Here is a 24498-nt window from a genome sequence, read left to right as displayed (position 1 = left end):
ACGCGACGCATGTCGCACCGCCTTCAGGCAGTAAGAATGAAGCAATCAGTAAATCGGGCGAATAGGACAGGGCGTTACGGCGTGCCGGTGCCCGAAAAAGTTTGGTGACCTTGGTCGATCGGCCCGACACCGCGCGCGGCAGCGGCCTGGCGGCGGACCCGCTCAGTAGGATCGCGGGTTCGAGGCCGATCCGACCAGGAGGTTTCCTTGCCGCCCTTTCTGTGGGAGCAGCACTGCTGTCTACCGTTGGTGCCGTCGGCACGGATCGCGGACCTCGCCCGATACCCCCTCGGGTCGTATTTGTCGGTGAACGTCGGGTATTCGCCGCATTCGACGGAGGATTCGGTGAAGCTGACGCGGCAGTACCGCGCGGACGCGCTCGCCGACGGACGATTCCGATTGGTGCACAGCCACTCCGACATCGGCGATCCGGAAACTATCGCGCTGGCCTTCGATTTGGAGGACTCCGGTCCGCTCGGCGGCGACCTCGACAACGTGGAGCTGTTCTACGACCTTGGCGTCCGCTCGATGCTGCCGACCTACAACAGCGCAAACAAGGCCGGTTGCGGCTGTCTCGATGCCGACGACACCGGGCTCACCGCCTTCGGCGTGGATCTCGTGCACAAGCTCAACGAGGTCGGCATGTTCGTCGACGGATCGCACTGTTCGCGCCGCACCGGGCTCGATCTGGCCACGCACACGCGGGTGCCGATGATCTACAGCCACTCCAATTTCGCCGCGCTGCGGGAGCATCCGCGCAATATCACCGATGAGCAGGCGAAGGCCTGTGCCGCGACCGGCGGCGTGATCGGCCTCAATGGCGTGGGTATCTTCCTGGGCCACAACGGAATCGACGACGCTGCCGCACGCGTCGAGGCGATGGCCGACCATGTCGAACACGGCGTCGAGTTGGTCGGCATCGAGCACATCGGAATCGGTTCGGACTATTCGTTCGACGCCGAGGACTTCAACGGCATGCTCGCGGACCACCCGGAGCTGTTCCCCGAGTCGTACACCAAATGGGGCCCGCTGCAATGGGTTCCGCCGGAGGATCTGCTGGGTACGAGCCGGGTGCCCGGTCTCGACGAGGTGCTGGCGCAGCGCGGTTTCCGCGAAGCGGATCGCGCGGCGGTGTTCGGCGGAAACTTTTCCCGGGTCGCCGAGCAGGTGTGGCGCGACTAGCCGAGGTGTTCGGCCGCCACCCGCTTGGGCACGCACATCCGCCACGCTTCGACGATGAGCTCGGTCAGCTCCGCCTCGTCGATGGCGGCCAGCCGCACTCGTACCCAGTTGTACCGCTCGTCCGACTGGCGCGGCATCATGAATTTGTCCGGCTCCGCCTCGACCAGCGCCACTCGCTCGGCCTTGGGAAACGCGAAGCCCATGCGTGTTTCGTCCGCGGACAGCGCCAGATACACGATCCGGCCGATCCGATACTTGACCCGGTCGCGGACCAGCGCCTCGGTTGTTCGCGGCAGGCTCATCGCGATCCGCCGTACGTCATCAGCTGTCACCACCGGCCAAGTATCGCGCCGGGGTACGACACCTGAGCCGGACCGGATCGGTCCCGAGCGGCGCGGCATCGACCACGGCGAGCCCGGCCCCCGGCTTCGGTCTTGCCCGCGCGAGCAGGTCCCACAGTTGCACAAGTGAGCTCAGCGGGATCCGATTGAGCTCCCCGGTCGGCGCCGCGTCGTCGACGCCATGGACCGTGGCGAGCTGATCGTCACCGATCGAGCTGCCCCAACAGTAGCGAGCCGATTTGTCTGATTCGCCACTCCGGCCCGCTCGCGAGCACCGAACTTCCAGCCCGGTGTGGCCTGCGGCTCATCGTTGTGGGGGACCGGTGGGCCAACTCGTAGCGACAGAGTTAGGCTCGGTGTCGTGACTTCCCATTACGACGTTGTCGTTCTCGGTGCCGGTCCTGGCGGTTACGTCGCCGCCATCCGTGCGGCACAGTTAGGCCTCCGTACCGCGATCGTCGAGCAAAAGTACTGGGGCGGTGTGTGCCTGAACGTCGGCTGCATCCCTTCCAAGGCGTTGCTGCGTAACGCTGAACTGGCACACATCTTCACCAAGGAAGCCAAGACCTTCGGGATCTCGGGCGAGGTGAACTTCGACTTCGGTGTCGCGTTCGATCGCAGCCGCAAGGTCGCGGACGGCCGGGTCAAGGGCGTCCACTTCCTGATGAAGAAGAACAAGATCGACGAGTTCGACGGTAAAGGCACCTTCACCGACGCGAACACCCTCTCGGTCGAGCTGTCCAAGGGCGGCACCGAGACGATCACCTTCGACAACGCGATCATCGCCGCGGGCACCGTCACCAAGCTGCTGCCCGGCACTCAGCTCAGCGACAACGTGGTGACCTACGAGGAGCAGATCCTCACCCGCGACCTGCCCGGCTCGATCCTGATCGTCGGCGCGGGCGCGATCGGCATGGAGTTCGGCTACGTCCTCAAGAACTACGGCGTCGACGTGCGCATCGTGGAGTTCCTGGACCGCGCGCTGCCGAACGAGGACGCGGACGTCTCCAAGGAGATCACCAAGCAGTACAAGAAGCTCGGCATCACCATCACCACCGGTGCCGCCGTGCAGTCCATCGATGACGACGGCGCCAAGGTCACCGTCGCGATCAAGGACAACAAGTCCGGCAATGTGGAGACCGTCACCGTCGACAAGGTGCTGCAGGCCGTCGGCTTCGCGCCCCGCGTCGAGGGTTACGGCCTGGAGGCGGCCGGCGTCCAGCTCACCGACCGCGGCGCCATCGCGATCGACGACTACATGCGCACCAACGTGGCGCACATCTACGCCATCGGTGACGTGACCGCGAAGCTGCAGCTCGCCCATGTCGCGGAGGCGCAGGGCGTGGTCGCCGCCGAGACCATCGCGGGCGCGGACACCGTCACCCTCGGTGACTACCGGATGATGCCGCGCGCCACCTTCTGCCAGCCGCAGGTCGCCAGCTTCGGCCTGACCGAGCAGCAGGCCCGCGACGAGGGCTACGACGTGAAGGTCGCGACCTTCCCGTTCACCGCCAACGGCAAGGCGCACGGCCTCGGCGATCCGACCGGTTTCGTCAAGCTGGTCGCCGACAGCAAGTACGGCGAACTGCTCGGCGGCCACCTCATCGGCCCCGACGTCTCGGAGCTGCTGCCCGAGCTCACCCTGGCCCAGAAGTGGGACCTCACGATCAACGAGCTCACCCGCAACGTGCACACCCACCCGACGCTCAGCGAAGCCCTGCAGGAGGCCTTCCACGGCCTCGCCGGGCACATGATCAACTTCTGAGCGCGGCCGCATAAACCGACGGTGGCGTCCGGACCAAAGGGTCCGGACGCCACCGTTTTTCGTTGCGGCTGGGCTGGTGGTCCGGGTGTGGGTTTGCTAGACAGCGATGATGCGTAAGTGGTTGGTCGGTGGGGCGCTGATTGTTGTCGTGCTACTGCTGGTGGCGGTCGGTGGGTACTACCTGATGAACTCGCGCAGTTTTCAGTTGGCGGGGCGGCTGGTGCATCGGGTGGATACCAGCGACAAGGTGGTGGCGCTCACCTTGGACGACGGGCCGACCGATCGGGCGCCCGGTGTGTTGAAAGTGCTTGCCGAGCAGCAGGTTACGGCCACCTTCTACCTGGTCGGCAGCGACCTCGCGGCGCACCCGGAGTACGGCAGGGCCATCGCCGAGGCCGGGCACGAGATCGGTAACCACAGCTACAACCATCGCCGGATGGTGTTCAGCTCCGCGAGTACCGTCCGCGACGAGATCGAACGCACCGACGCCGAGATCGCGAAAACCGGCTATCGGGGCCCGATTACCTTCCGCCCGCCCTACGGCAAGAAGCTCTGGTCGCTGCCGAAGTACCTGTCCGATCACGACCGCACCTCGGTGACCTGGGACGTCGAGCCGGATTCCGGCGAAACCGCGACCGCCGACGAGATCGCCGCGCAGGCGGTGCGCGAGGTGCGGCCCGGCTCGATCATCCTGCTGCACGTCATGCACGAGTTTGCGGGGCCCGCGCTGGCCGCGATACCCCGCATCGTCGGCGAACTACGTGCCGAGGGCTATCGATTCGTCACCGTCTCGGAGCTGATGAAGCACTGATCAGAGCATGCCGTACGCGTGCGACGGGGTGAGCGTGGCCAGCGCCCGGCGATCGGCGACCATCGCGCGGCGGTAGTCGTCCCAGTCGGGGTGTTCCCCGTTCGCGGCACGGTAGTAGTCGACGAGCGCCTCGACGGTCTCGTCGTGCGGATCCGCTGCTACCGGGGTGACCGAGGCAATCGCCTCGATGACCGCGTAGGCGAAGAAGTCCTCGCGGGTGACGTGGATGGCGGCCCAGGGTTCGCGCACCAGGTTGTGGTACTTCGCGCGGTCGGCGGTGATGGAGATGCGGATGTTGCCGTCGCCGCCGATCACATGCAACACGTTGGACAGTTGCGGGCGGCCGTTGCGGCGGATGGTGGTCAGCACGGACCGGCGATGGTCGCGGGCGAAGGCGACTGCTTGGGCGAGTTCCATGCCGATATTCAACCGGTGGTGATCCGGGTCTCTTCCCTGGGTCGGCTCAGTCGCGGTGGTAGGCCGCTTGGGCGTCGCGCACCCGTGGCATGTTCGTCTCGACCACCAGGATCAGCGCATGCAGCTGATCGGCGACCTTGGTGCCGAGCTCGGTCAACGTGTACTCGACGCGCGGCGGAATGGTCTCGTGCACCTCGCGGTGCACCATGCCGTCGCGTTCCAGCGTCTGCAGGGTCTGCGACAGCATCCGCTCACTGACGCCGTCGACCCGCCTGCGCAGCGCGCTGAACCGGTACGGGCCCTCGCGCAGCGCGACGAGCGCGAGGATGCCCCAGCGGCTCGCCACATTCTGCAAAACCGGCCTTGACGTGCAGTTTTTGGCGAACACGTCGGCTTCCAGCGACGGATCGTCCAGGTCTGGCGACGATGTGCGCTGCGTACTCATGCAACCGATAGTACCCAACTTGACCAAAGTGGTGTATGAATGCATAGTACTTACTAATAGTTAGTGCTTAACGAAACGTACACACCTCTGGAGGTAGTTATGACCGTTGCCGTGACCGGTGCCAGCGGACAGCTGGGCCGTCTCGTCGTACAGGCGCTGCTGCGCGAGGGCGCTGCGGTGGTCGCGATCGTGCGTGATCCGCAGAAGGTCGCCGATCTGGCCGAGCAAGGGGCCGAGGTCCGTCAGGCGAGCTACGACGACGCCGCCGCATTGGATCGTGCGCTTGCCGGAGTCGACCGGGTGCTGCTGGTCTCCGGCAATGAATTCGGCGCCCGAGTGGCGCAGCACACCAACGTCATTCGCGCCGCCGAGCGCGCGGGCGTCGAACTGCTCGCCTACACCAGCATTCCGCAGGGGGCCGAGAACCCGATGATCCTGGCGCAAGAGCACATCGGCACCGAGGCCGCGCTCGCGGCTTCGACTGTGCCGCATGCGATTCTGCGCAACGGCTGGTACTGGGAGAACTACCTGGGCGGCCTTGCGCACGCGGTGGAATCCGGCGTTCTGCACGGCGCGGCGGGCGAGGGCCGGGTGGCGGGCGCGGCGCGCGCCGACTACGCCGACGCGGCCGCGAAGGTGCTCACCACCGACGGGCACGCCGGACAGGTGTACGAGCTGGGCGGTGCCGAGCGCCTCACCTATGCCGATCTGGCCCAGGCGATTTCGACGGCCGCCGACAAGCCCGTCCGCTACCAGGATCTGCCCGAGGCCGACTACGCCGCCGCACTCCAGCAGTCCGGACTGGACGCCGACTACGCGAAGGTGCTTGCCGACGCGGACGCGGGCATCACCAAAGGGGTCCTCGACGTGACCAGTGGTGATCTGGAGAAGCTGCTCGGTCGTCCGGCGACGTCTGCCGTCGAGGTGTTCCGCGCGGCACTCGCCTGAGACCTGGCTGGCTGCAAGGCGTTCGAAGTCGATTTCCTACACCCACTGGACGAGTTGCACGATGATGCCGTTCGGGTCGCGCATCTGGAAGTAGCGCTCGCCCCACTCCTCGGTCTCGATCGGCGTGACGATCGAGACACCCTCGCCCTGCAGCCGGACGTACTCCGCATCGATGTCGTCCACTACGAATACGACGAGCAGCCCCTCGCCCGCGCTGCCCGCCGCAGTCGCCGGCTTGAAGGTCGCCAGCCCGGTGCGCAGGTAGATCACGTTCAATCCGGCATCGGGCCGATCCAGGGAGACGAACCCATCGGCCGACATCTTCTCGGTGAAGCCGAGGTGGTCGATCAGGAACTTCGCCGAGGCCTGCGGATCGGTGACGTTGAGCGAGATGGCGGAAGCGGTGATGTTCATAAGCCCTCCTCGGCTGCGGAACTTAACTCTATACTTAGTACGATGTACTTTGTAGAAGAATTCCCGGGCGGCCGCACTATGACCTGAGTCACGCCGATACGATCGGGACGACCAGGCGAGGAGGCAGGGTGGACGACGATTCGGCGCACGATTCCGGCGAAAAGACCGGACAGCGCCGCGGCAAGCAAGACCGCAGCAGCGCGGGCGATCCCGTGCGCACCCTGGAGTTGCTGTGGCGGGTCTCCAGCGCTGCTCCGGTGCGCGGACCCAAGCAGCGCAGCAGCGTGGATGCCGTGATCGCGGCCGCCATCGAGCTCGCCGACGCGGCGGGCATCGGCGCGCTCACCATGCGCGCGGTCGCCACCGAGCTCGGGCTGACCCCCATGGCCACGTACACCTACGTGCCGGGCAAGGCCGAGCTGATCGACCTGATGGTGGACAAGGTCTACGGCGAGATGGACCGCGCCGACTTCGCCGACCTGCCATGGCGCGATCGGGTGAGCATCATCGCGGCCGAGAATCGCGCCATGCTGACCCGCCATCCCTGGGTCGCCTACCTGCCGACCACCCGCCCGCCGCTCGGTCCCGGCATGGCCGCCAAGTACGACCACGAGCTGCGCGCGTTCGAGGGCCTCGGCCTGGACGACGTGACGATGGACGCGTCGGTCACCTACGTTCTCGGCTTCGTCACGTCGGTGGCCCGCATCGCCATCGATACCGCGCGGGCCGCCGCGGACAGCGCGATGTCGGATCACCAGTGGTGGGAGCGGGCGGCGCCGCTACTGGCGCAGGTGTTCGACCCGGAGCGGTATCCGGTCGGGGCCAGGGTCGGGTCGGCCGCGGGCCAGGCCTACGACTCCGCCTACAGCGCCGACCACGCCTACGAATTCGGTCTCGCCCTGGTACTCGACGGCCTGGCTAAGCTCATCGAAAAGCGCTGAACGTCAACCTGTTTCGCGCGCGCCTGCGGTCCGCTAGACTCCGTCGCGCTGGATCCGCAGGGCGGTGATCGTGGCAGCCAAGCCTTCGTACTGGTTCACCAGCAGCACGATTTCGATAAGACTGCGCTCGTCATAGTGCTGCGCCAGCGTCGTCCAGTGCGCGTCGTCCAGATCGCGGGTCCGCACCAGCTGGTCGACGGCGGCGAGCAGCGCGCGGTGCTTGTCCGACCAACCCGGTGCGTCCGGCCCCGTGCGCAGTCGCTCAAGGATTTCCGACGTCACCCCGGCCCGCTTGCCGAGCCGAATGTGGTGGTCCATCTCGTATTCGCAACCACTCAGGTGCGCGACCCGCAGAATGACCAGCTCCGACTCGTGCCTGGGTAGCCTGCCGCCGGGCATGAGTTTGCCCGAGTAGTGCAGCCAGCCGCGAAACAGTCCCTTGGTGCGGCCGAGGGTGCTGAACAGATGGGCGTCGTCGGTGCCCGCGGCCCTGGAAAGCACCTGCCAGACAACCCAGTTGATCGGACCCAGCTCGCGCAGTCGTCCGGGTGAAATGCGTGGTCGCAGCGCTGAAACCATGCTTGTTCGGCTCCTCCGCGTGGATGGACTCGGCGGCCAGGCGATGCCGGGCCGAGCCGTCAGCCTACCGGCGAGTACGCGCCGGATCGAGGCCGTGACCGAGGCTCACTGGTTTATCGGTCGATGCGGTGCCGAATTGCCTGCGCACGCTGGCGATTACACCGTTACGATCGATTTCCACGGCCTGACGACGTGGAGAGGCGGACGAGCTCGACATGCTGGTGAGGGTCAAGCCCGGGGCGCAACTCTCCGGTGCCGAACAAGAATTCGTCGAATGCCTGCGCTCCTATCCGTCGGCCGCCCTCGCCATGATCGACCTACAGGTCGGTGACCGGCAGATCGATGCGGTGATCTGGACGCCGCGCGGGCTCACGGTTCTCGAGGTCAAGGGCTTCCGGCGCAGGCAGAGCGGCATTCTCAGCATCGCCGCCGACAGCCCGTGGAAGATCAGCGATGCCGACGCCGACCTGGACGAGCCGTCCGGCAGCCCGTCCGATCGGCTGGAACACGGCATCTCCGCGGTGAAGACGACGCTCGAGCGGGCACTGCTCGACCCGGGGCACGTGTGTGGCGCGGTGGTGCTCGTCCCGTTCCGTGGCGCGGTGGTGCGGCCGTCCCGGACCAACCTGCGACCGGGCCTGGACGTCGTCGTCGGCAATGTCGCCGACGCCACCGAACTGCGCATCTATCTCGAAAGTTTCTCGGCCGGGCCGCGGAAGTGGACGGCCGACCGGGTGATCGGGGACTGCACCGCGCTCGGTCTCGCCGAGCTCGCGCCGTCCCGGGCCGACCTGGTCGGGACCGGGTTCGAACAGGTGGCGCAGGAGTCGCCGAGCGTGATTCCGCGCCCGCCCAAGCCGCGCGTCGAGCCGACACCTGGTGTCGCGACGAAGCGGCACGCGTACGCCGGGTGGACCGTCGTCGCGCTGGCGGTCCTCGGGATGATCGCGGTGATCGGCGTGATCGCCAGCTCGCTGGCGCACGACTCCTCGCACCCCAAGCCGCAGGAAACCAGCGTCACGCCGACCACCACGGCACCCCCGACGTCGTATCACCCCTGCTGGCCGTTCCAGCAGGACTGCTGAACGCATCTCGATCGGGGCCGCCGGACCGCGCGTCATCCAGTCCGGTGCACCTCAACGAGTTTGCCGTGCATGTGCGCCGTGCTGCGGATCACGGCTGCCGCCTACGGTTGCGTAGCGTCGTCGCGGTCGGGCAGGCTGCGTTTGTACATCGTCAAACGGCCGAAACCTGGGAGGACCGTCGTGGGTCACTACAAGGCGAACGTGCGTGACATCGAGTTCAATCTGTTCGAGGTGTTCGGGCTGGACAAGTTGCTCGATACCGGCGCCTACGGCGATCTCGACTCCGATACCGTGCGCGAGATCCTGGCCGAGGTGAAGCGGCTGGCCGAGGGGCCGATCGCGGAGTCCTTCGCGCCCGCCGACCGCGATCCGGTGGAATTCGATCCGGCCAACTATTCCGTCACGGTGCCGGACGCGCTGCGCAAGACCATCACGGCCGTGCGCGACGCGGACTGGAGCAGGCTCGGGCTGCCGGAGGGCATGGGCGGCACGCCCGCGCCCGCCGCGGTGGTGTGGGCCGTCCAAGAGATGATCATGTGCGCCAACCCGGCGGCGAGCTTCTTCAACATGGGCCCGGTGATGGCCTCGGTGCTCTACAACGTCGGCAACGAACAGCAGCGGCACTGGGCCACTGAGGGTTACGAACGCGGCTGGCAGGGCACCATGGTGCTGACCGAGCCCGACGCCGGCTCGGATGTCGGCGCGGGCCGCACCAAGGCGATCGAGCAGCCCGACGGCACCTGGCACATCGAGGGCATCAAGCGCTTCATCTCCGGCGGCGATGTCGGCGACACCGCGGAAAACATGTTCCACCTGGTGCTCGCCCGCCCCGAGGGCGCGGGCCCCGGCACCAAGGGCCTTTCGCTGTTCTACGTGCCGAAGTTCTTGTTCGACGCCGAGACGCTGGAGCTCGGCACCCGCAACGGCGTGTACGCGACCAATCTCGAGCACAAGATGGGCCTGAAGTCCTCGCCCACCTGTGAGCTCACCTTCGGCGGCGACGTGCCCGCGGTCGGCTGGCTGGTCGGCGACGTACACAACGGCATCGCGCAGATGTTCCAGGTGATCGAGAACGCGCGAATGGTGGTCGGCATCAAGTCCACCGGCACGCTGTCCACCGGGTATCTGACCGCGCTCGAGTACGCCAAGGAGCGCGTGCAAGGGGCCGACCTGACCCAGATGACGGACAAGGCAGCACCGCGCGTGCCGATCACCCGGCACCCGGATGTGCGTCGCAGCCTCGCGTTGCAGAAGGCGTACGCCGAGGGCATGCGCGCGGTCTACCTGTACACCGCCGCGCACCAGAATCCCGATGTGGCGCAGCTGGTTTCGGGTGCGGACGCCGAATTGGCGCACCGGGTCGACGATTTGCTGCTGCCGATCGTCAAGGGTGTCGGCTCGGAACGGGCCTACCAATACCTCACGGAATCGCTGCAGACGCTCGGCGGTTCGGGGTACCTGCAGGACTACCCGATCGAGCAGTACATTCGCGACGCGAAGATCGACTCGCTCTACGAGGGCACCACCGCCATCCAGGCGCAGGACTTCTTCTTCCGCAAGATCATTCGGGACAAGGGGGTGGCGATCGGGCACGTCACCGGGCAGATCGCCGCGTTCCTGGACACCAAGAGCGGCCGCTTCGAGACCGAACGTGAGCTGCTGCGTACGGCTTTGGGCGATGTGCAGGCGATGGCGGCCACGCTGACCGGCTTCCTGATGGCGGGCCAGCAAGATCCGGCCGAGCTGTACAAGGTCGGCCTCGGTTCGGTGCGCTTCCTGCTCTCGGTCGGCGACCTGCTCATCGGCTGGCGGCTGCTGGTACAGGCCGAGATCGCGGCCTCGGCGCTTGCCGCCGAAGCGCCGGACAAGGATCGGCCCTTCTATGCCGGAAAGGTCGCTGCCGCAAGCTTTTTCGCGAAAAACGTACTACCGGAACTGACCGCGAACGTAGCGATCATCGCCGCCCTCGACAACGACATCATGAAGCTGGACGAAGCGGCGTTCTAAAACCGCGCCACGGTCTGTGGGCGTTCAGTCGGCGAGCAGCTTGAGCACGACGGGGCGAGACAGGGTGCCGGAGACCTCGCGGGCGAGCTGGTTGGCGCTGGTGCCTGCGGCGTGTGCGTCGCGCAGGGCGGCGGCCAGTTCGTCGCGGGCGGCGTCGGCGGCGGCCTGGGCTTCGCGGAGACGCTGGGCTGCTCGGTCGACCCTGGTTGCCTGGTCGGTCAAGGTGTTGACCGGTGCGGTTTCCGGTGGTGCTGCCGACGCGGCCTGCTTCATCGCGGGTGGGAAGTTGCGCATCGCTGCCGTGGCGAATTCCTGCATGAAATCGCGCGTCACGTCCTTGTCCTCGGCGGCGGCGCCGAGCAGCAGCCGGGTGGTTTGCGGGACGGCGAGGCTCCAGTTGGTCATGCCGCACAGCGCGAGCAGCAAGCGTCCGGCGTGCTGCGCGTCGACGCCGAATTGTTCGATGGCCCTGTCGAATTTCTGCTCGTAGTGCTGCGCGCGCCAGCCGTCGATGTCGTGCGCGTCGACACCGCGATGCAGGCCCTCCCACAGCAGTAGCCGGAGCAGCTGCGGGTGGTTGTTGTGGTAGTCGAACAGCTTGCCGACGTATCGGGCGGGGTCGGTCTCGGTCAAGGGTTGGACCACGTCCATGAACTCGCGCATGGTGTCGATCAGGATGACGTCGAACAGCTTGTCCTTGCTGCCGAACAGGCCGTAGATGCGCTCCTTGTTCACCCCGGCCGCCTCGGCGATGCGATCGACCCGCGCGCCCGCCAGGCCGTATTCGGCGAATTCGGCTCGCGCGGCACGCAGTAGCGCCTGTTTGGTCGCGTCGCTGCGCTTGATGGTGGCCGTCATGGTGCCGATTTTACCACTTCATTAAACCAACTATTTGGTTGACAACTGATCTGTCGCGGTCCTAATGTCTTCCTCATGGCTACGCCGACTCTTCCACTCACGACCGATACTTCGGCCGCCGCGCCCACCCTTGCCGCACTCCCGCGCGCACACACCGCGCGCACCGTGCCCGTTTTCGTGCTGGCCGCACTGCTCGCGACCGGCCAGATGTACGTTCCGATACCCCTGTTCGCGGCCATGAAAGCGGACTGGAACGTGGGCTCGGGCGTGATGACCTGGATCATCAGCGCGTTCGCCTTCGGCTACGCGGGCGGCTTCGTGCTGTTCGGCCCGCTGTCGGACCGCTTCGGGCATCGCCGGGTGCTGATGACCGGCATGCTCGTCGCCGCAGTGGTAACCCTATTGACCGGCCTGGCGTTCAGTGCGCCGGTCGCGGTCGCCCTGCGGATCGTGCAGGGCCTCGTCGTCGGCTCCATACCGCCCGCGATCATGGCCTATGTCGCCACTCGCGTCACGCCCGCGCACCGTGCCGTGGCGACCATGTCGGTGGCTACCTCGTTCCTGGCCGCGACGGTGATCGCGCAGATCGTCTCGCAGGCCGTGGTCGCCTCGTTCCCGTGGCGCACCATGTTCATCGGTTCCGCCATTGTCTTCGCGGTGCTCGCGGTCGTGCTGCGCCGGGTGATGCTCGATGACGAGCCGACCGGGCGCGATCTTCCGTTGCGGCACAGCTACGCCGCGATCCCCGCGGTGCTGCGCATCCGCCCGCTGCTGCCGATGCTGGTCGCGGGTTCGATGAGCATGGCGGTGATGGTCGGCATCTACACCGGCCTCGAACTCACCGGCGTGGTCAAGGGTTCCGGCGAACTGCTTGCCCTGCGCGCCGGCGCCCTCCCGGTAATGGTGGCGCTGCCGCTGCTGGCGATCCCGCTGGCCCGGTTGACCAAGCACTACCAGATCATGCTCGGCGTCCTGGTCGCCGCGGCGGCGATGGTGGCGGCCACTTTTGAGGGCTCGCACCTGGCGGTCCTGACGATCCTGCTCGCGGTTCTCGTCGGTGGTCTCGGCGTGATCGGCCCCGCCGTGCTGCAGAGCGCGGGCGAGCTCGGCGGCGAATCCCGCGCCGCCGCAATGTCGGTCGCGATGTTCAGCTTCTATGTGGGCGCCACCGTTGGCCCGCTGGTCGCGGCAGCCGCTGCCCCGCACGGCTTCTCGGCTCTGGCCTGGACCCTGGCCGCGCTGTTGGTCGTCGCGCTCGGCATGACCCTGGTCGGGCTGCGGGTCCAACGGAAGGCGCTCGCCGTCGCGTGAGACGACGCGGGCACCGGCTCAACGGCGAAGGCCGACATCGCGATACGGCGATGTCGGCCTTCGTCATCGGGCATGGCGAAATCCCTACTGCACGCTGACTCGCCGCCGGGATTACTTCAAGACGTATGGGGAGACCGAGCTGCGGTGTTCGCTGATATCGAGCACCTTGCCCAGGGGCGGGAAGGCGCGCTGCGGGCAGTTGAGCCGCTCGCACACGCGGCAGCCCGCACCGATGGGGGTGGGCGCGACTTCGTCGAGATCGATGCCGTCGGCGTAGATGACACGGCCCGCGTGGCGAAGCTCGCAGCCGAGGCCGATGGCGAAGGTCTTGCTCGGCTGCCCATAGCGGGTGGCGCGCCGCTCGACCGTGCGGGCGACCCACAGGTATTTGCGGCCGTCGGGCATCTGCGCGATCTGCGTCATGATCTTGCCGGGGTAGGCGAAGGTCTCGTAGACATTCCACAGCGGGCAGGTGCCGCCGCTGGCGGAGAAGTGGAAACCGGTGGCGGACTGGCGCTTCGACATATTTCCCGCCCGGTCCACCCGGACGAAGGAGAACGGGACGCCGCGCAGTTTGGGCCGCTGCAGCGTCGAAAGCCGGTGGCAGATGGTCTCGTAACTCTGCGTGAAGAACGCCGACAGCCGCTCGATGTCGTAGCGGAAGTCCTCGGCGACCTCGTGAAAGTGCGTGTAGGGCAACACGGTTGCCGCCGCGAAGTAGTTCGCCAGCCCGAGCATGGCCAGCTTGCGGGTATCCTCGGAGGCGAAATTGCCCTCCTCGACCAGCTTTTCGAGCAGATCGCCGCATTCGAAGTAGGCGAGTTCGGCGGCGAGCTTGAACGTGCGCTGGCCGCCGGACAGGTGCGGCGCGATCTCCAGCCGCTGGGTGTCCTCGTCGTAGCGGTGCAGCACGCCCTCGCCCAGGTCGATGCGTTCGACGATCCGCACATCGTGCGCGCGCAGGATCCGGGCCACCTCGCTGTTCACGTCGCCACCGTGGAATCGGATGCGTGCGGTGAGTTCCTCTGCGGCGGTGTCCAATTCGTGGATGTAGTTCTGCCGCTGGTAGAAGAAGTCGCGCACCTCCTCGTGCGGCTTGCTGATCGCCGCGCTGCCCGAACCGTCGGAGAACCGGTCCTCGGTGGCGGCGGCCAGCTGGGCGGAGGTGTTGCGGTAGCGGTTGTGCATGTTGACCAGCGCGCGCGCCATGCTGGGATGCGCCGACACCATGTCCGCGATCTCCTGGGTGTCGGCTTCGATGCCGAGCTCCTGGTCCATCACGACCTCTTGCAGTTCGGCGATGAGCCGGGTGTCGTCCTGGGAGGAGAAGAAGGTGGCGTCGACCCCGAACACCTCACTGATCCGCAGCAGCACCGGAACGGTGAGCGGGCGCACGTCGTGTTCGATCTGATTGAGGTAGCTCGCCGAGATCTCCAGCTTCTGGGCGAGTGAGACCTGGCTCAGCCCCCGCTCGGTCCGCAGCTGACGAAGCCGCGCCCCGACGTAAGTCTTGGCCATGCGTCCAGTTTATGGGCGTTTTCGCAACCGTGCCAATGGGGAATTAGCAGTAGTGCTGAGCTATATGTCACAGGCAGGCGTTACCGTCGACGGGTGTTGTTCTCGCATGTCGTCCAGGCTTCGGAGACGGTCCGCGCGACCAGGTCACGCAAGACGAAGATCGCGACCTTCGCCGAGCTGTTGACCGCCGCCGGGCCGGACGAACTCGCGCCGGTGGTCGCCTGGGCGTCCGGCGAGCTCCGGCAGGGCCGGATCGGCACCGGGTGGCGCACCCTCACCGCGGTGGACACTACCCCGGCAGCCGTTGCGACGCTGACGGTTTCGGCCGTCGATGCCGCGCTCACCGAATTGGCCGGGACCTCCGGTGCCGGTTCCGCGGCGCGGCGCAAAGCCCTGCTCACCGCGCTGTGGACCGCCGCGACCTCGGCCGAGCAGGCGTTCCTGCTGCGCCTGCTGACCGGTGAGCTGCGCCAAGGCGCGCTCACCGCGATCGTCGGTGAGGCCGTCGCCGTGGCCGCCGGGGTGCCCGCCGATCTCGTGCGCCGGGCCTACATGCTGTCCGGTTCGCTGCCGGTGACCGCGATTGCCGCGCTGACCGGCGGCGTCGAGGCGCTCGGCGAGTTCCGGCTCGAGGTGGGCAGGCCGATCCAGCCGATGCTTGCCTCGCCCGGCGCGACGCTGGACGGGGCATTGACCGAGTTCGGCGGCGACGTGAGCGTCGAGATCAAGATGGATGGCGCACGGATCCAGGTGCATCGCGACGGCTCGCGGGTGTGGGTGTTCACCAGGACGCTGCGTGACATCACCGCGAGCGTGCCGGAACTGGTCGAGCTGGTCGCCGGCCTCGACTGCACCAGCGTTGTGCTCGACGGGGAAACCCTGGCGCTCACCGATGCCGGGCGGCCGCGCCCCTTCCAGGAAACGATGAGCCGATTCGCCGAGGTGAGCTCCACCCGGGAACTGCTGCTGCACCCGTATTTCTTCGACTGCCTGCACCTGGACGGCGCGGATCTGCTCGACGCGCCCCTGTCCGAGCGGCGCGCCGCACTCACGAAAGTGGCCGCCGCACACAGCATTCCCGCGCTGATCCGACCTGACGAAGAAGCCGCCGCCGAATATTTCGACAGCGCGCTCGCCGCGGGCCACGAGGGCGTGATGATCAAGGCGCTGTCCGCGCCCTACGCGGCGGGCAGGCGCGGCCGGGCCTGGCAGAAGATCAAGCCGACGCACACCCTCGACCTGCTCGTCCTCGGTGCCGAATGGGGCTACGGCCGGCGCACCGGCTACCTGTCGAACCTGCACCTCGGCGCCCGCGATCCGGAGACCGGCGAGCCGGTCATGGTCGGCAAAACCTTCAAGGGGCTCACCGACGCCCTGCTGCAATGGCAGACAACCGAATTCCCGCACCATGAACGCGACCGCGACGAGCACACCGTCTACCTGCGGCCGGAATTGGTTGTCGAGATCGCGCTCGACGGAGTGCAGGTCAGCCCGCGTTATCCCGGCGGGGTAGCCCTTCGCTTCGCCCGGGTCGTCCGCTACCGCCCCGACAAGGAACCGGTCGACGCCGACACCATCGATACGGTTCGTGCCTTACTCCCGTGACCGCCCCGCCTAAAAGGACCTGACGAAGCGCACTCGAGGTCGACTCGCGGCAGTCTCGGCGATGTCGAGCGGTTACCGGGCGGGCGGTGCGAAGATTGCTCTGCCACTGCAAATGCGGGCTCCTCAGGGGTTCGGGGGCGGGCCAGAATGCAGTGGGTTCGGCAGGGTTCTGCTTCGGGATCGGGGAAGACGGTTGGGTTCTATGGTGTGGCGGCTTCGCGCGTTGGCGCTGGCCTCGGTGGTCGTGGTCAGCGCGGTGCTCGGCACCATCGCGCACGCCAATCCGATCGATGACCTACTCTTTCCGTCCCGCGATATCGCCGACGCCATGCCGACGCCGCTCGGCGATCCCTTCTACGTCCCCCCGCCCGGCTTCGAAAGTCAGGGTCCGGGAACGGTTCTCGCTTCTCGTCCCGGCGGCACCGGGGTAACCGGGGTGCCCTTGACCTCGACCGAGCTGCTGATCCGGTCGAACGACGCGAAGGGCAAGCCCGTCCCGGTGGTGGCCACCCTGCTGACACCGGCGACGCCATGGACCGGCCAGGGGCCGCGCCCATTGGTGACCCTGAACCCGGCGATCGACTCACTCGGAAACCAGTGCGCGCCGTCCTATGAGCTGCGCATGGTGTCGAGCAAGCTGTGGATGGCACAGATCCCGCTGTCCAAGGGCTTCGCCGTGTTGGTGCCGGATCATCAGGGGCCGCGGCAGGCGTACGCGGCGGGCCTGATGGCCGGGCACGCGGTACTCGATTCGATCAGGGCCGCGGTGCGCACCCCGGAACTCGGTCTGCGACCCGAGGCGCCGACCGCGATCACCGGCTACTCCGGCGGCGCGATTGCCTCGGCCTGGGCCGCGCAACTGGCGCCGACGTACGCGCCGGAACTGAATCTGGTCGGCGTCGCCTTCGGTGGCGTGCCCGCCGACTTCGACATGCTGATCCACACCATGAACGGCAGGGACCTCGCCTCCGGCATCTTCCTCGCCGCGACGTTGGGTCTGGCGCGGGAATACCCGGAGATGCTCGGCCTGATGAACGACAACGGCTGGCGCCTCGCCCGGATCGGTAAGGACTTCTGCATGGCCCATGAGGAGTCCGTCGGGATGGTCGCGCCCATTCCGGTGCAGGCGCTCACCGATGTGCCCGCGCCGACCGAGCTGCCGCTCATCCGGCAGATCCTGGCGGAGAATCGGCTCGGTGCCATGCCGCCGACCATCCCGGTGTTCATGTATCACGGCCTGAACGAATGGTGGGTGCCGCTGGCCGGGGCGGAGAACCTCTATCAGGACTGGTGCCGGGGCGGGACTCAGGTGGATTTTCAGGTATATCTCGGTGAACACTTCATCGTCAGCACCAGCGGTGTTCCGGGCGCGTATGCCTGGATCGAAGATCGATTTGCCGGCAAACCGGTGAATAGGGGCTGCACCCGATTCGGCTGATAGACGACGGAATCCGGGCCGATAGAGGACAGGATCCAATTTAACGCACCGGCGACGCGCGGTGAACCGCAACCACCTGGCAATCGTATTGACCTGTGCCGCACACTGGACATGTGACCGTCGAATTATTGGTTCTCCTGATCGTCATCGTCACGGCACTCGCATTCGATTTCACCAACGGCTTCCATGACACCGCCAACGCCATGGCGACCTCGATCGCGACCGGTGCGCTCCGGCCGCGGGTCGCGGTCGCGTTGTCGGCGGTGCTGAATCTGGTGGGTGCATTCCTTTCGGTAGCCGTCGCCGCCACCGTGGCCAAGGGCATCGTTCGACTCGACGCGGTGCAGGGCCATGACCTGCTGATCATTGTGTTCGCCGGTCTGGTCGGTGGCATTCTCTGGAACTTGCTCACCTGGCTGTTCGGCCTGCCGTCGAGTTCCTCGCACGCGCTCTTCGGCGGCCTGATCGGCGCCACCCTCGCCGCGCTCGGCTGGAGCGGCGTGATCTGGGCGGCCGGCTCGGACGGGGTGCTGACCAAGATCATTCTGCCCGCCGTGCTCGCCCCGATCGTCGCGGCGCTGGTGTCGGCGCTCGGCACCTGGCTGGTCTACCGGATCACCAAGAAGTCCGATCCGGCGAAGGTGGAGACGGGCTTTCGCTGGGGTCAGATCGGCTCGGCCTCGCTGGTCTCGCTGGCGCACGGCACCAACGACGCGCAGAAGACAATGGGCGTCATCTTCCTGGCCCTGGTCGCGCACGGCACGCTCACCAAGAACGCCGATATGCCGATATGGGTGATGGCCGCGTGTGCCGTCGCCATCGCGGCGGGCACCTACCTCGGTGGCTGGCGGATCATCCGGACGCTCGGCAAGGGCCTGGTGGAGATCGAATCGCCGCAGGGCCTCGCGGCCGAGACCGCGTCGGCGGCCATCATTCTCAGCTCCGCCCATTTCGGGTTGCCGCTGTCGACCACGCAGACCGCGACCGGTTCGATCCTCGGCACCGGGCTCGGCAAGGGTGCCGAGGTGCGCTGGGGCGTGATGGGCCGGATGGTGGTGGCGTGGCTGCTCACGCTGCCGCTGGCCGGTCTGGCCGGTGCGGCGTGCTGGGCGATCGCGCACTTCATCGGCGGACTGCCCGGTGTGCTCGTGGTGTTCGCGATCCTGCTCGGGCTGTCCGGGTTGATGTATGTGCGGTCGCGCCGGGATCCGGTCGACACCGGCAACGTCAACGAATGGCCTGGTGACTCGCAGGGCGGCCGCGTCGCTCCGGTCGAGGTTGTCGAGCCGGGCGGCGCGGCTCGCGTAAATGGTGCAGAATCCGGCACACCGGACGGTGCGGCCGCGGAGCCGGGCAAGTCCACTCGGTCGGCGCAGGTTTAGGAGGAGTAGACGTGCACACGCTCATCACGAATCTGAACGCGCTCTGGAAGGTCTTGCTGGCCGGGCTGATTCTCGGGGCCGGGCTGCCGCTGGTGTTCGCGGTGGGGGTGCGGTTCTGGTCGATGGGTGACACGGTCACCGCGGACGGCCGTGTCGCGCAACGCAACTACCCGGCGCTGGCCGTCGCGGTGGTGTGCTTCGGGCTGATCATCGCCGCGATCGGCACCGGAATCCTCTATACCGCTAAGGCTTTCATTGCCGCGAAGTTCGGCATCCACCTGTTCGGACAGGCCTGAAGGGCGAGATGTGACCGATCAAGCGAAATCCGCGGAGCTCCGGCCGAAGGTGCTCGGCCGGATCATCGGCTGGCTGCGTGCCGGTTATCCGCAGGGCATCCCGCATTCGGATTATGTGGCGCTGTTCGCGGTACTGCACCGGCACCTCACCGATTTCGAGGTGGTCGCGATCGCCGAGGAGCTGGCGGCGTCGAATCCGGACAGCGAGATCACCCGCGCCGAGATCGAGGACGCCATCGCACGGGTCGCGAAGGAACAGCCCGCCGACATCGACGTCGCCCGGGTGGCCTCCCACCTCGCGGCGGGCGGCTGGCCGCTGGCCACCCCACCACCCGACATCGACTGAGCCGGCACCGCCGCCGATGCCACCCTTCCTGAACGCCATCATCGACTGGCTGCGGGCCGGATATCCGGACGGTGTCCCGGAATCCGACTACATCCCGCTGCTCGCCCTGCTACGCCGCCGGCTTTCCGACGACGAGATCCGCCAAATCGCCGCCGAACTGGCAGGTTCCGGCGACCTGCCCGCCGACAAGACCGACATCCAGGTGATGATCACCAAGATCACCAACGAGATGCCTTCAGAGACAGACGTTTTGCGTGTCCAGACCCGTCTGGAGGCGCACGCTTGGCCGCAAGATGGTTCGTCGACCGGAGGGGCGACCCCACAGGTCTGACGGGCTGTCGACCGAATTGGTCGTCAGCGGGTGCGACAGTCGGATCGTCAGCGGTCGGACCGATGGGGACGGGTACTCGGCAGCTGACTCGAGTGCGGCCGCGTTGCGTGGAATGGCGGATGCGTTGGGGGACAGCCCGACTCACTGGCGGCGGTGTCGATGATGAACGGAACCTGGCTGAGTCGAAATGGTGGGTGGCTGATTGGTCGTGGTCGCTCGGCCGCAGCGTGATCAGTCAGAGGTTCGGCCGCGGCTGTTGGGGTTCGGTCGTCGACTGTGTGCGGGTTGGTTGCGTCGAATGGCGGATGCGTTGGGGCAGCCTGTCTCGCCGGCGGTGGGGTCGATGGTGACCGGGCCTGGCTGATCGACACGGCGAGTGATTGTTCGGTCGTGGTCGCTCGGCGCCAGCGTTACTTGTCAAACGTGTGGCCGCGGCTGTCGGCGGTGTCACCGAAAGGTCGCCGCGCGCGATGGGGGTGAACCGCATTGGCGTCGCGGCGCAGGATCGGTTGGACGGCGGGCTGCTGGCTGCGGGACGGGAGTTGGGTGGGGTGAACGACGCGGGGATGCGGCGAAGCGTTGCGGCGGTGTGGGTCAGGTGGGTGGGGTGGAGGTTCGGGGGCCGCCGAGGTAGGGCAGGCGGCGGAAGCCCGCGGAGACCTCGAAGGCTAGGTCGTGGTAGCCGAGGGCGAGCTCGGCGAGGCGTTCCCAGGCGATGTGGACCGCCCATTCCGGTGCGCTGAACAGGGTTTCGTGGGCGCTGACGGAGAACTGGGCGAGCCGATCGATCACCATGCCGACGGTCTCGCTGTGCATGTGCGCGGCGCCGTGCGCCGGCGGAAGTTCGGTGGCGATCCACCGGTCGATGGAGAGCACCAATCGGGCGCGATGCGCGTCGATGTCTCCGGCGGCGCCGAGACCGATGCGGGTCCGCCGCTCATGCAATCCGGCGAGCAGATGGGCGGATTCCAACACCGGATGTCCGGTGCTGGGCGCGGTCCGGCAGGCTTCGAGAAGCAACGCCTTGGACGGAAGCGGTTCCACTGGGTAACCCCCTGATGCGAATGCTGTTACTGGACAACAAATGTGGTACATCGAATCGCCGGCGACCCGCCGCGCGTTCAGCGGTGGTGCCGACCTCCCGGCCGGGGTACCAACCGGAGCCGTCTGGGCGAAGGTGTCTCCCAGGGCTTTTCGATGACCGCCAACCCGATCGCTTCCAACGCGGTAAGCCCCATCCGCTGCGCCAACTCATCCACCAGCGAAACCGCCTCCGCCGCTTGAATGGCCGCCGTAGCCTGCTCTGTGGTCAACATCCGACCCCGCAGATACGACACCACCCAAGCATCGTCACTGACCCGCCGAGCCTGATGCGCCGTCCGATCACTGACCATCCAGGCTTTACCGATGACATGCACAGACACGCGAAACCCCCTCGCTCCCACCATGCGAGCCCGCTTAGCGAGATCCCGCGTGTGACGTGTGACACAAGAAGTTAAGTGAGTATCGGCCGATAAGTCAAGTTGACATATCGCTTCCACTACGATGTGGCTTAGTCTTACGAGAGGTACGCCGTCTCCACGCACCGCCCGAGCTGGAAGGACACCATGGCTCCACTCTCACCAACGGTCGCCCGCTGGGAGCTCATGCTCCGAATTCGTCGCCGCCGCACCGAGTTCGACGTCAACGCCTCGGTCATCGCCAAGGAACTCGGCTTCACCCTGTCGTACTGGTCGAAGGTGGAGAAGGAGCGAATCCTCGCCGAGGACAAGCTGAAGAAGCTCATGTCCCTGCTCGAGTTCGACCCGGCCGAGCGCGAAGAGATGCTGCGGTTGCGCGAGATCGCCAAGCAGCGCGGGTGGTGGTCGAGTTATGCGGGTCTGCTGTCGAGCGACGTAGCCCGGCTATTCGGGCTCGAATACGGTGCGCAGCGAATTCAGACCTACGAGAGTGTCCTCATTCCGGGATTGCTGCAGACGGCCGACTATGCACGCGCCTTGTTCACCAATGACCTTGCGCGTGTTCGCCGGGTGGAGATCGACCGATGGGTAGAGGTCCGCATGCGTCGCCAGCAACGGTTGGTCGGCGAGGACCCCGTTCGGTTGACCGCGGTCATCAGCGAAGCGGCGCTTACCCAGGCGACCGGTGGCACCGACGTGTTGAAAAGGCAGCTTCGTCATCTTGCGTCGATGGTGGAGGGACATCCCGATACGGTCGACATTCGAGTCATACCGTTCAACGCGCCAGGCGGCGCGCTACTCGGCGGCGCGACATTTCATCTGATCAACTTCGAGAGCCCGCTGCTGCCGGACGTCGCGTGGAGCGAGACCTTGGTGCACTACCAGCTCATCGAGGATGTCGAGCCGGTCCATCACCTCGGCGCCATGTTCGACAGCACGGTAGCCGATCATGCACTGCCACCAGCGGATTCGCTCTCGTTGATCGTGAGCAAGGCCGACGCCTTGTAGGGTTGCGTTGTGGATAGCGCGGTTTCCTCTTCGGAAGGCTGGTTCAAGTCTTCGCACTCGAGTGACAGCCAGGCCTGCGTCGAGGTCTGCTTCGCCGGCGACCGAATCCTCATGCGCGACAGCAAATATCAAGGTCCACCGGCCTCCCGGCCCACTTTGTCCTTCACCAACGCCGAGTGGACCACCTTCCTCGCCACCCTTTGACGAATGTCGACCCGGCTCCCAGCGGACTCTCAGCTGGCCTGGGGTGAGTATTCAGGTGACGCGAGCAAACTGACGTAGTCGGAATCGCCTCACTACTCCGATAACTTGCCTGGTGGGCCACTGCCCGGGCCCACCACCCCGCCGGTCGGCGGCGCCGGTCCCTCGCCCACGCCGCCGACCGTCGACTTCGTCGAACGGGACATGGTGGCGCGAAACTCCGAGTAATCCCGCCACTATGTCCCGTTCGCTGTTCAGATCGGGAGGGCCTGGCGGGTTCGGGTCAGGACTTTGTTGGGGTGGTGGGTTAGGAGGGTGTGGCTTGCTCGGATCAGGGTCCAGCCTAGGGATTCGAGGGTGGCGGTGCGGTCGATGTCTTTGGTGCGCTGGTGGGGGTTGGTCCAGTGTTGTTCGCCGTCGTATTCGACGGCGACTTGCCATTGGCGCCAACCCATGTCGAGGCGGGCGATGCATCTGCCGGAGGGGTCGAAGACGCGGATTTGGGTCCTGATGAATCCGCTCGTACTCCGTACGCAACTGCCACCGCCGCACCAACCCGGTGCGCAACGCCCAACTTCCAGGAAACGGTTCATCGAGTACCCCCATGCGCGCAATCCTGCCTCGCCCACCTATCCACGACCCCGCCCAAACCCGCCTCCACCCCCACTTATCCCCAGCCCCAGACCTATCCCCAGCCCGCCTTCCGCATCATCGAACGGGACATAGCGGCGGAAAAGTACGAGTGGAGCCGCCACTATGTCCCGTTCGACGTGATGTATCCGCTTTGGGGTGCTGGCGGGGAGGTTTCGTAGGGGACTCTCAGGTGGGGTGAGGGGAAGTGTTCAGGTGGGGGCGGGAGGGTGGAGGGGTCGAGCTTTGGTGGATCGGCTGCCCCGGTTCACCCCTCCCCGCGGTCGGCGGCGTTACTCCTGGCGTCGCCGACCGCATACTTCTACCGCGCGAGCAGGTGGAGGAAGTGTGCTACCTCGGTTTGGATCGCCGAGCGGGCGGGTGTCAGGTACTTGCGGGGGTCGGAGAGGGTGGGGGAGGTGTCGAGGGTGGCGCGGATGGCCTCGGTCATCAGGACGTTGAGGCGAGTGGCGATATTGACCTTGGTGATGCCGTGTTCGACCGCGGCGCGCAGGCCCTCGTCGGGGACGCCGGAGGAGCCGTGCAGGACCAGCGGGACGGGGACCTTGGCGGCGAGGTGCGCGATCAGGTCGTTGTCGAGGGTGGCGGTGCGGGTGTGCATGGCGTGTGAGGAGCCGACGGCTACCGCTAGCGCGTCTACGCCGGTGGCGGCGACGAATTCGACGGCCTCGTCGGGGTCGGTGCGGACGCCGGGGGCGTGCGCACCGTCCTTGCCGCCTACCTCGCCGAGTTCGGCTTCGACGTGCACATCGCGTTCGTGGCACCAGCGGGTGATGTCGGCGGTGCTGGCGACGTTGGCGGCGTAGTCGAGGGTGGAGCCGTCGTACATGACCGAGCGGATGCCGAGATCCACTGCGGCACGGACCAATTCGGGGATGGTCGCGTGGTCGAGGTGGACGGCGATGTCGGCGCTGCTGTCCGCGGCGATGCGCAGGCAGGCGAGGGCGAGCGGGGCCAGGCTACCGTGGTAGCTCGCGGTGTTCTCCGAAAGCTGTAGCACGACAGGCCGTTTCGCCGATTCCGCGGCGGCCGCGATGGCTTCGGCATGTTCCAGGGTGATCACGTTGAACGCGCCGAGCCCGCCCGGTCGCGCTGCGGTGATCAAGTCGGAAACGGGCGTCAGCGGCATCGGTATCTCTCCTGAGAACTCAACATGCC

Annotated in this window: 26 protein-coding genes; 16 read left to right on the top strand and 10 right to left on the bottom strand. The window is 66.7% G+C overall.

Annotated elements, in window-relative coordinates; translation table 11 throughout:
* Nucleotides 1-207 precede the first annotated feature (207 nt).
* Entirely contained in the window at nt 208-1182 is a 975-nt protein-coding gene (locus ACIBCN_RS11580; RefSeq protein ID WP_396991450.1) for a dipeptidase, read from the top strand.
* Here ACIBCN_RS11580 and ACIBCN_RS11575 read toward each other — a convergent pair.
* Complete coding sequence (locus ACIBCN_RS11575; protein WP_396991449.1) at nt 1179-1517, bottom strand: MmcQ/YjbR family DNA-binding protein; 339 nt, start codon at nt 1515-1517, stop codon at nt 1179-1181. The two genes, ACIBCN_RS11580 and ACIBCN_RS11575, sit on opposite strands and share 4 nt — an antisense overlap.
* 367 nt (nt 1518-1884) lie before the next feature.
* Here ACIBCN_RS11575 and lpdA point away from each other — a divergent pair, with 367 nt between their 5' ends.
* Together lpdA and ACIBCN_RS11565 are read left to right on the top strand one after the other, a co-directional pair.
* Nucleotides 1885-3288, top strand: a complete 1404-nt coding sequence (gene lpdA, locus ACIBCN_RS11570) for a dihydrolipoyl dehydrogenase (RefSeq protein ID WP_396991448.1) — start codon at nt 1885-1887, stop codon at nt 3286-3288.
* 106 nt (nt 3289-3394) lie between these two features.
* The gene (locus ACIBCN_RS11565) at nt 3395-4099 is read left to right on the top strand and encodes a polysaccharide deacetylase family protein (RefSeq protein ID WP_396991447.1); all 705 of its coding nucleotides are present in this window, start codon (nt 3395-3397) and stop codon (nt 4097-4099) included.
* Here the strand turns inward: ACIBCN_RS11565 and ACIBCN_RS11560 are convergent, their stop codons facing one another.
* Entirely contained in the window at nt 4100-4516 is a 417-nt protein-coding gene (locus ACIBCN_RS11560) for a PPOX class F420-dependent oxidoreductase (RefSeq protein ID WP_396991446.1), read from the bottom strand. It lies immediately after the preceding gene.
* Between the two features lie 46 nt (nt 4517-4562).
* Nucleotides 4563-4961 (bottom strand): winged helix-turn-helix transcriptional regulator, encoded by a 399-nt coding sequence (locus ACIBCN_RS11555; RefSeq protein ID WP_396991445.1) that lies wholly within the window; start codon nt 4959-4961, stop codon nt 4563-4565.
* Nucleotides 4962-5060: 99 nt separating this feature from the next.
* Between ACIBCN_RS11555 and ACIBCN_RS11550 the strand changes: the two genes are divergently transcribed.
* The gene (locus ACIBCN_RS11550; RefSeq protein ID WP_396991444.1) at nt 5061-5909 is read left to right on the top strand and encodes an SDR family oxidoreductase; all 849 of its coding nucleotides are present in this window, start codon (nt 5061-5063) and stop codon (nt 5907-5909) included.
* Between the two features lie 36 nt (nt 5910-5945).
* Here ACIBCN_RS11550 and ACIBCN_RS11545 read toward each other — a convergent pair whose 3' ends face one another.
* Nucleotides 5946-6323, bottom strand: a complete 378-nt coding sequence (locus ACIBCN_RS11545) for a VOC family protein (RefSeq protein WP_396991443.1) — start codon at nt 6321-6323, stop codon at nt 5946-5948.
* Nucleotides 6324-6535: 212 nt separating this feature from the next.
* Here ACIBCN_RS11545 and ACIBCN_RS11540 point away from each other — a divergent pair, with 212 nt between their 5' ends.
* Entirely contained in the window at nt 6536-7264 is a 729-nt protein-coding gene (locus tag ACIBCN_RS11540) for a TetR/AcrR family transcriptional regulator (protein WP_396991871.1), read from the top strand.
* A 33-nt stretch (nt 7265-7297) separates the two neighbouring features.
* Here the strand turns inward: ACIBCN_RS11540 and ACIBCN_RS11535 are convergent, their stop codons facing one another.
* Nucleotides 7298-7831, bottom strand: coding sequence for a carboxymuconolactone decarboxylase family protein (locus ACIBCN_RS11535; protein WP_396991870.1), 534 nt, complete (start codon nt 7829-7831; stop codon nt 7298-7300).
* Between the two features lie 227 nt (nt 7832-8058).
* Between ACIBCN_RS11535 and ACIBCN_RS11530 the strand changes: the two genes are divergently transcribed.
* Both ACIBCN_RS11530 and ACIBCN_RS11525 read left to right on the top strand, forming a co-directional pair.
* Nucleotides 8059-8928, top strand: a complete 870-nt coding sequence (locus tag ACIBCN_RS11530; RefSeq protein ID WP_396991442.1) for a nuclease-related domain-containing protein — start codon at nt 8059-8061, stop codon at nt 8926-8928.
* 180 nt (nt 8929-9108) lie between these two features.
* A complete protein-coding gene (locus ACIBCN_RS11525; protein WP_396991441.1) occupies nt 9109-10935 on the top strand; it encodes an acyl-CoA dehydrogenase in 1827 nt (608 codons plus the stop codon).
* A 24-nt stretch (nt 10936-10959) separates the two neighbouring features.
* Here ACIBCN_RS11525 and ACIBCN_RS11520 read toward each other — a convergent pair whose 3' ends face one another.
* Nucleotides 10960-11793, bottom strand: a complete 834-nt coding sequence (locus tag ACIBCN_RS11520; RefSeq protein ID WP_396991440.1) for a TetR/AcrR family transcriptional regulator — start codon at nt 11791-11793, stop codon at nt 10960-10962.
* Nucleotides 11794-11868: 75 nt separating this feature from the next.
* Here ACIBCN_RS11520 and ACIBCN_RS11515 point away from each other — a divergent pair, with 75 nt between their 5' ends.
* Entirely contained in the window at nt 11869-13104 is a 1236-nt protein-coding gene (locus ACIBCN_RS11515; protein ID WP_396991439.1) for an MFS transporter, read from the top strand.
* A 111-nt stretch (nt 13105-13215) separates the two neighbouring features.
* Here ACIBCN_RS11515 and ramB read toward each other — a convergent pair whose 3' ends face one another.
* Nucleotides 13216-14622 (bottom strand): acetate metabolism transcriptional regulator RamB, encoded by a 1407-nt coding sequence (gene ramB, locus ACIBCN_RS11510; RefSeq protein ID WP_396991438.1) that lies wholly within the window; start codon nt 14620-14622, stop codon nt 13216-13218.
* A gap of 93 nt (nt 14623-14715) precedes the next feature.
* Here ramB and ACIBCN_RS11505 point away from each other — a divergent pair, with 93 nt between their 5' ends.
* The 6 genes from ACIBCN_RS11505 (at nt 14716) to ACIBCN_RS11480 (ending at nt 20020) form a co-directional block, all read left to right on the top strand.
* Nucleotides 14716-16227, top strand: coding sequence for an ATP-dependent DNA ligase (locus tag ACIBCN_RS11505; RefSeq protein WP_396991437.1), 1512 nt, complete (start codon nt 14716-14718; stop codon nt 16225-16227).
* A 202-nt stretch (nt 16228-16429) separates the two neighbouring features.
* Nucleotides 16430-17665, top strand: a complete 1236-nt coding sequence (locus ACIBCN_RS11500) for a lipase family protein (protein WP_396991436.1) — start codon at nt 16430-16432, stop codon at nt 17663-17665.
* Nucleotides 17666-17778: 113 nt separating this feature from the next.
* On the top strand, nt 17779-19047 hold the full coding sequence (locus tag ACIBCN_RS11495) for an anion permease (RefSeq protein WP_396991435.1): 1269 nt from the start codon (nt 17779-17781) through the stop codon (nt 19045-19047).
* A gap of 11 nt (nt 19048-19058) precedes the next feature.
* Entirely contained in the window at nt 19059-19343 is a 285-nt protein-coding gene (locus ACIBCN_RS11490) for a hypothetical protein (RefSeq protein WP_396991434.1), read from the top strand.
* Nucleotides 19344-19353: 10 nt separating this feature from the next.
* Complete coding sequence (locus tag ACIBCN_RS11485) at nt 19354-19689, top strand: DUF3349 domain-containing protein (protein WP_396991433.1); 336 nt, start codon at nt 19354-19356, stop codon at nt 19687-19689.
* Nucleotides 19690-19705: 16 nt separating this feature from the next.
* A complete protein-coding gene (locus tag ACIBCN_RS11480) occupies nt 19706-20020 on the top strand; it encodes a DUF3349 domain-containing protein (protein ID WP_396991432.1) in 315 nt (104 codons plus the stop codon).
* 594 nt (nt 20021-20614) lie between these two features.
* On the opposite strand, the gene ACIBCN_RS11475 is transcribed toward ACIBCN_RS11480, so the two are convergent.
* Nucleotides 20615-21064, bottom strand: a complete 450-nt coding sequence (locus tag ACIBCN_RS11475; RefSeq protein WP_396991431.1) for a DUF4254 domain-containing protein — start codon at nt 21062-21064, stop codon at nt 20615-20617.
* 563 nt (nt 21065-21627) lie between these two features.
* Between ACIBCN_RS11475 and ACIBCN_RS11470 the strand changes: the two genes are divergently transcribed.
* Together ACIBCN_RS11470 and ACIBCN_RS11465 are read left to right on the top strand one after the other, a co-directional pair.
* Nucleotides 21628-22488, top strand: a complete 861-nt coding sequence (locus tag ACIBCN_RS11470) for a DUF5753 domain-containing protein (RefSeq protein WP_396991430.1) — start codon at nt 21628-21630, stop codon at nt 22486-22488.
* Nucleotides 22489-22497: 9 nt separating this feature from the next.
* On the top strand, nt 22498-22692 hold the full coding sequence (locus ACIBCN_RS11465; protein ID WP_396991429.1) for a DUF397 domain-containing protein: 195 nt from the start codon (nt 22498-22500) through the stop codon (nt 22690-22692).
* A gap of 251 nt (nt 22693-22943) precedes the next feature.
* Here ACIBCN_RS11465 and ACIBCN_RS11460 read toward each other — a convergent pair whose 3' ends face one another.
* Both ACIBCN_RS11460 and ACIBCN_RS11455 read right to left on the bottom strand, forming a co-directional pair.
* A complete protein-coding gene (locus ACIBCN_RS11460) occupies nt 22944-23144 on the bottom strand; it encodes a DUF559 domain-containing protein (RefSeq protein ID WP_396991428.1) in 201 nt (66 codons plus the stop codon).
* Between the two features lie 497 nt (nt 23145-23641).
* Nucleotides 23642-24469 (bottom strand): class II fructose-bisphosphate aldolase, encoded by an 828-nt coding sequence (locus tag ACIBCN_RS11455; RefSeq protein WP_396991427.1) that lies wholly within the window; start codon nt 24467-24469, stop codon nt 23642-23644.
* Between the last annotated feature and the right edge of the window lie 29 nt (nt 24470-24498).

Source organism: Nocardia sp. NPDC051052, from assembly GCF_044456045.1.
Classification (GTDB): domain Bacteria; phylum Actinomycetota; class Actinomycetes; order Mycobacteriales; family Mycobacteriaceae; genus Nocardia.
The sequence above is the reverse complement of the archived record's forward strand: the minus strand, read 5'-3'. Positions and strand labels throughout refer to the sequence as shown.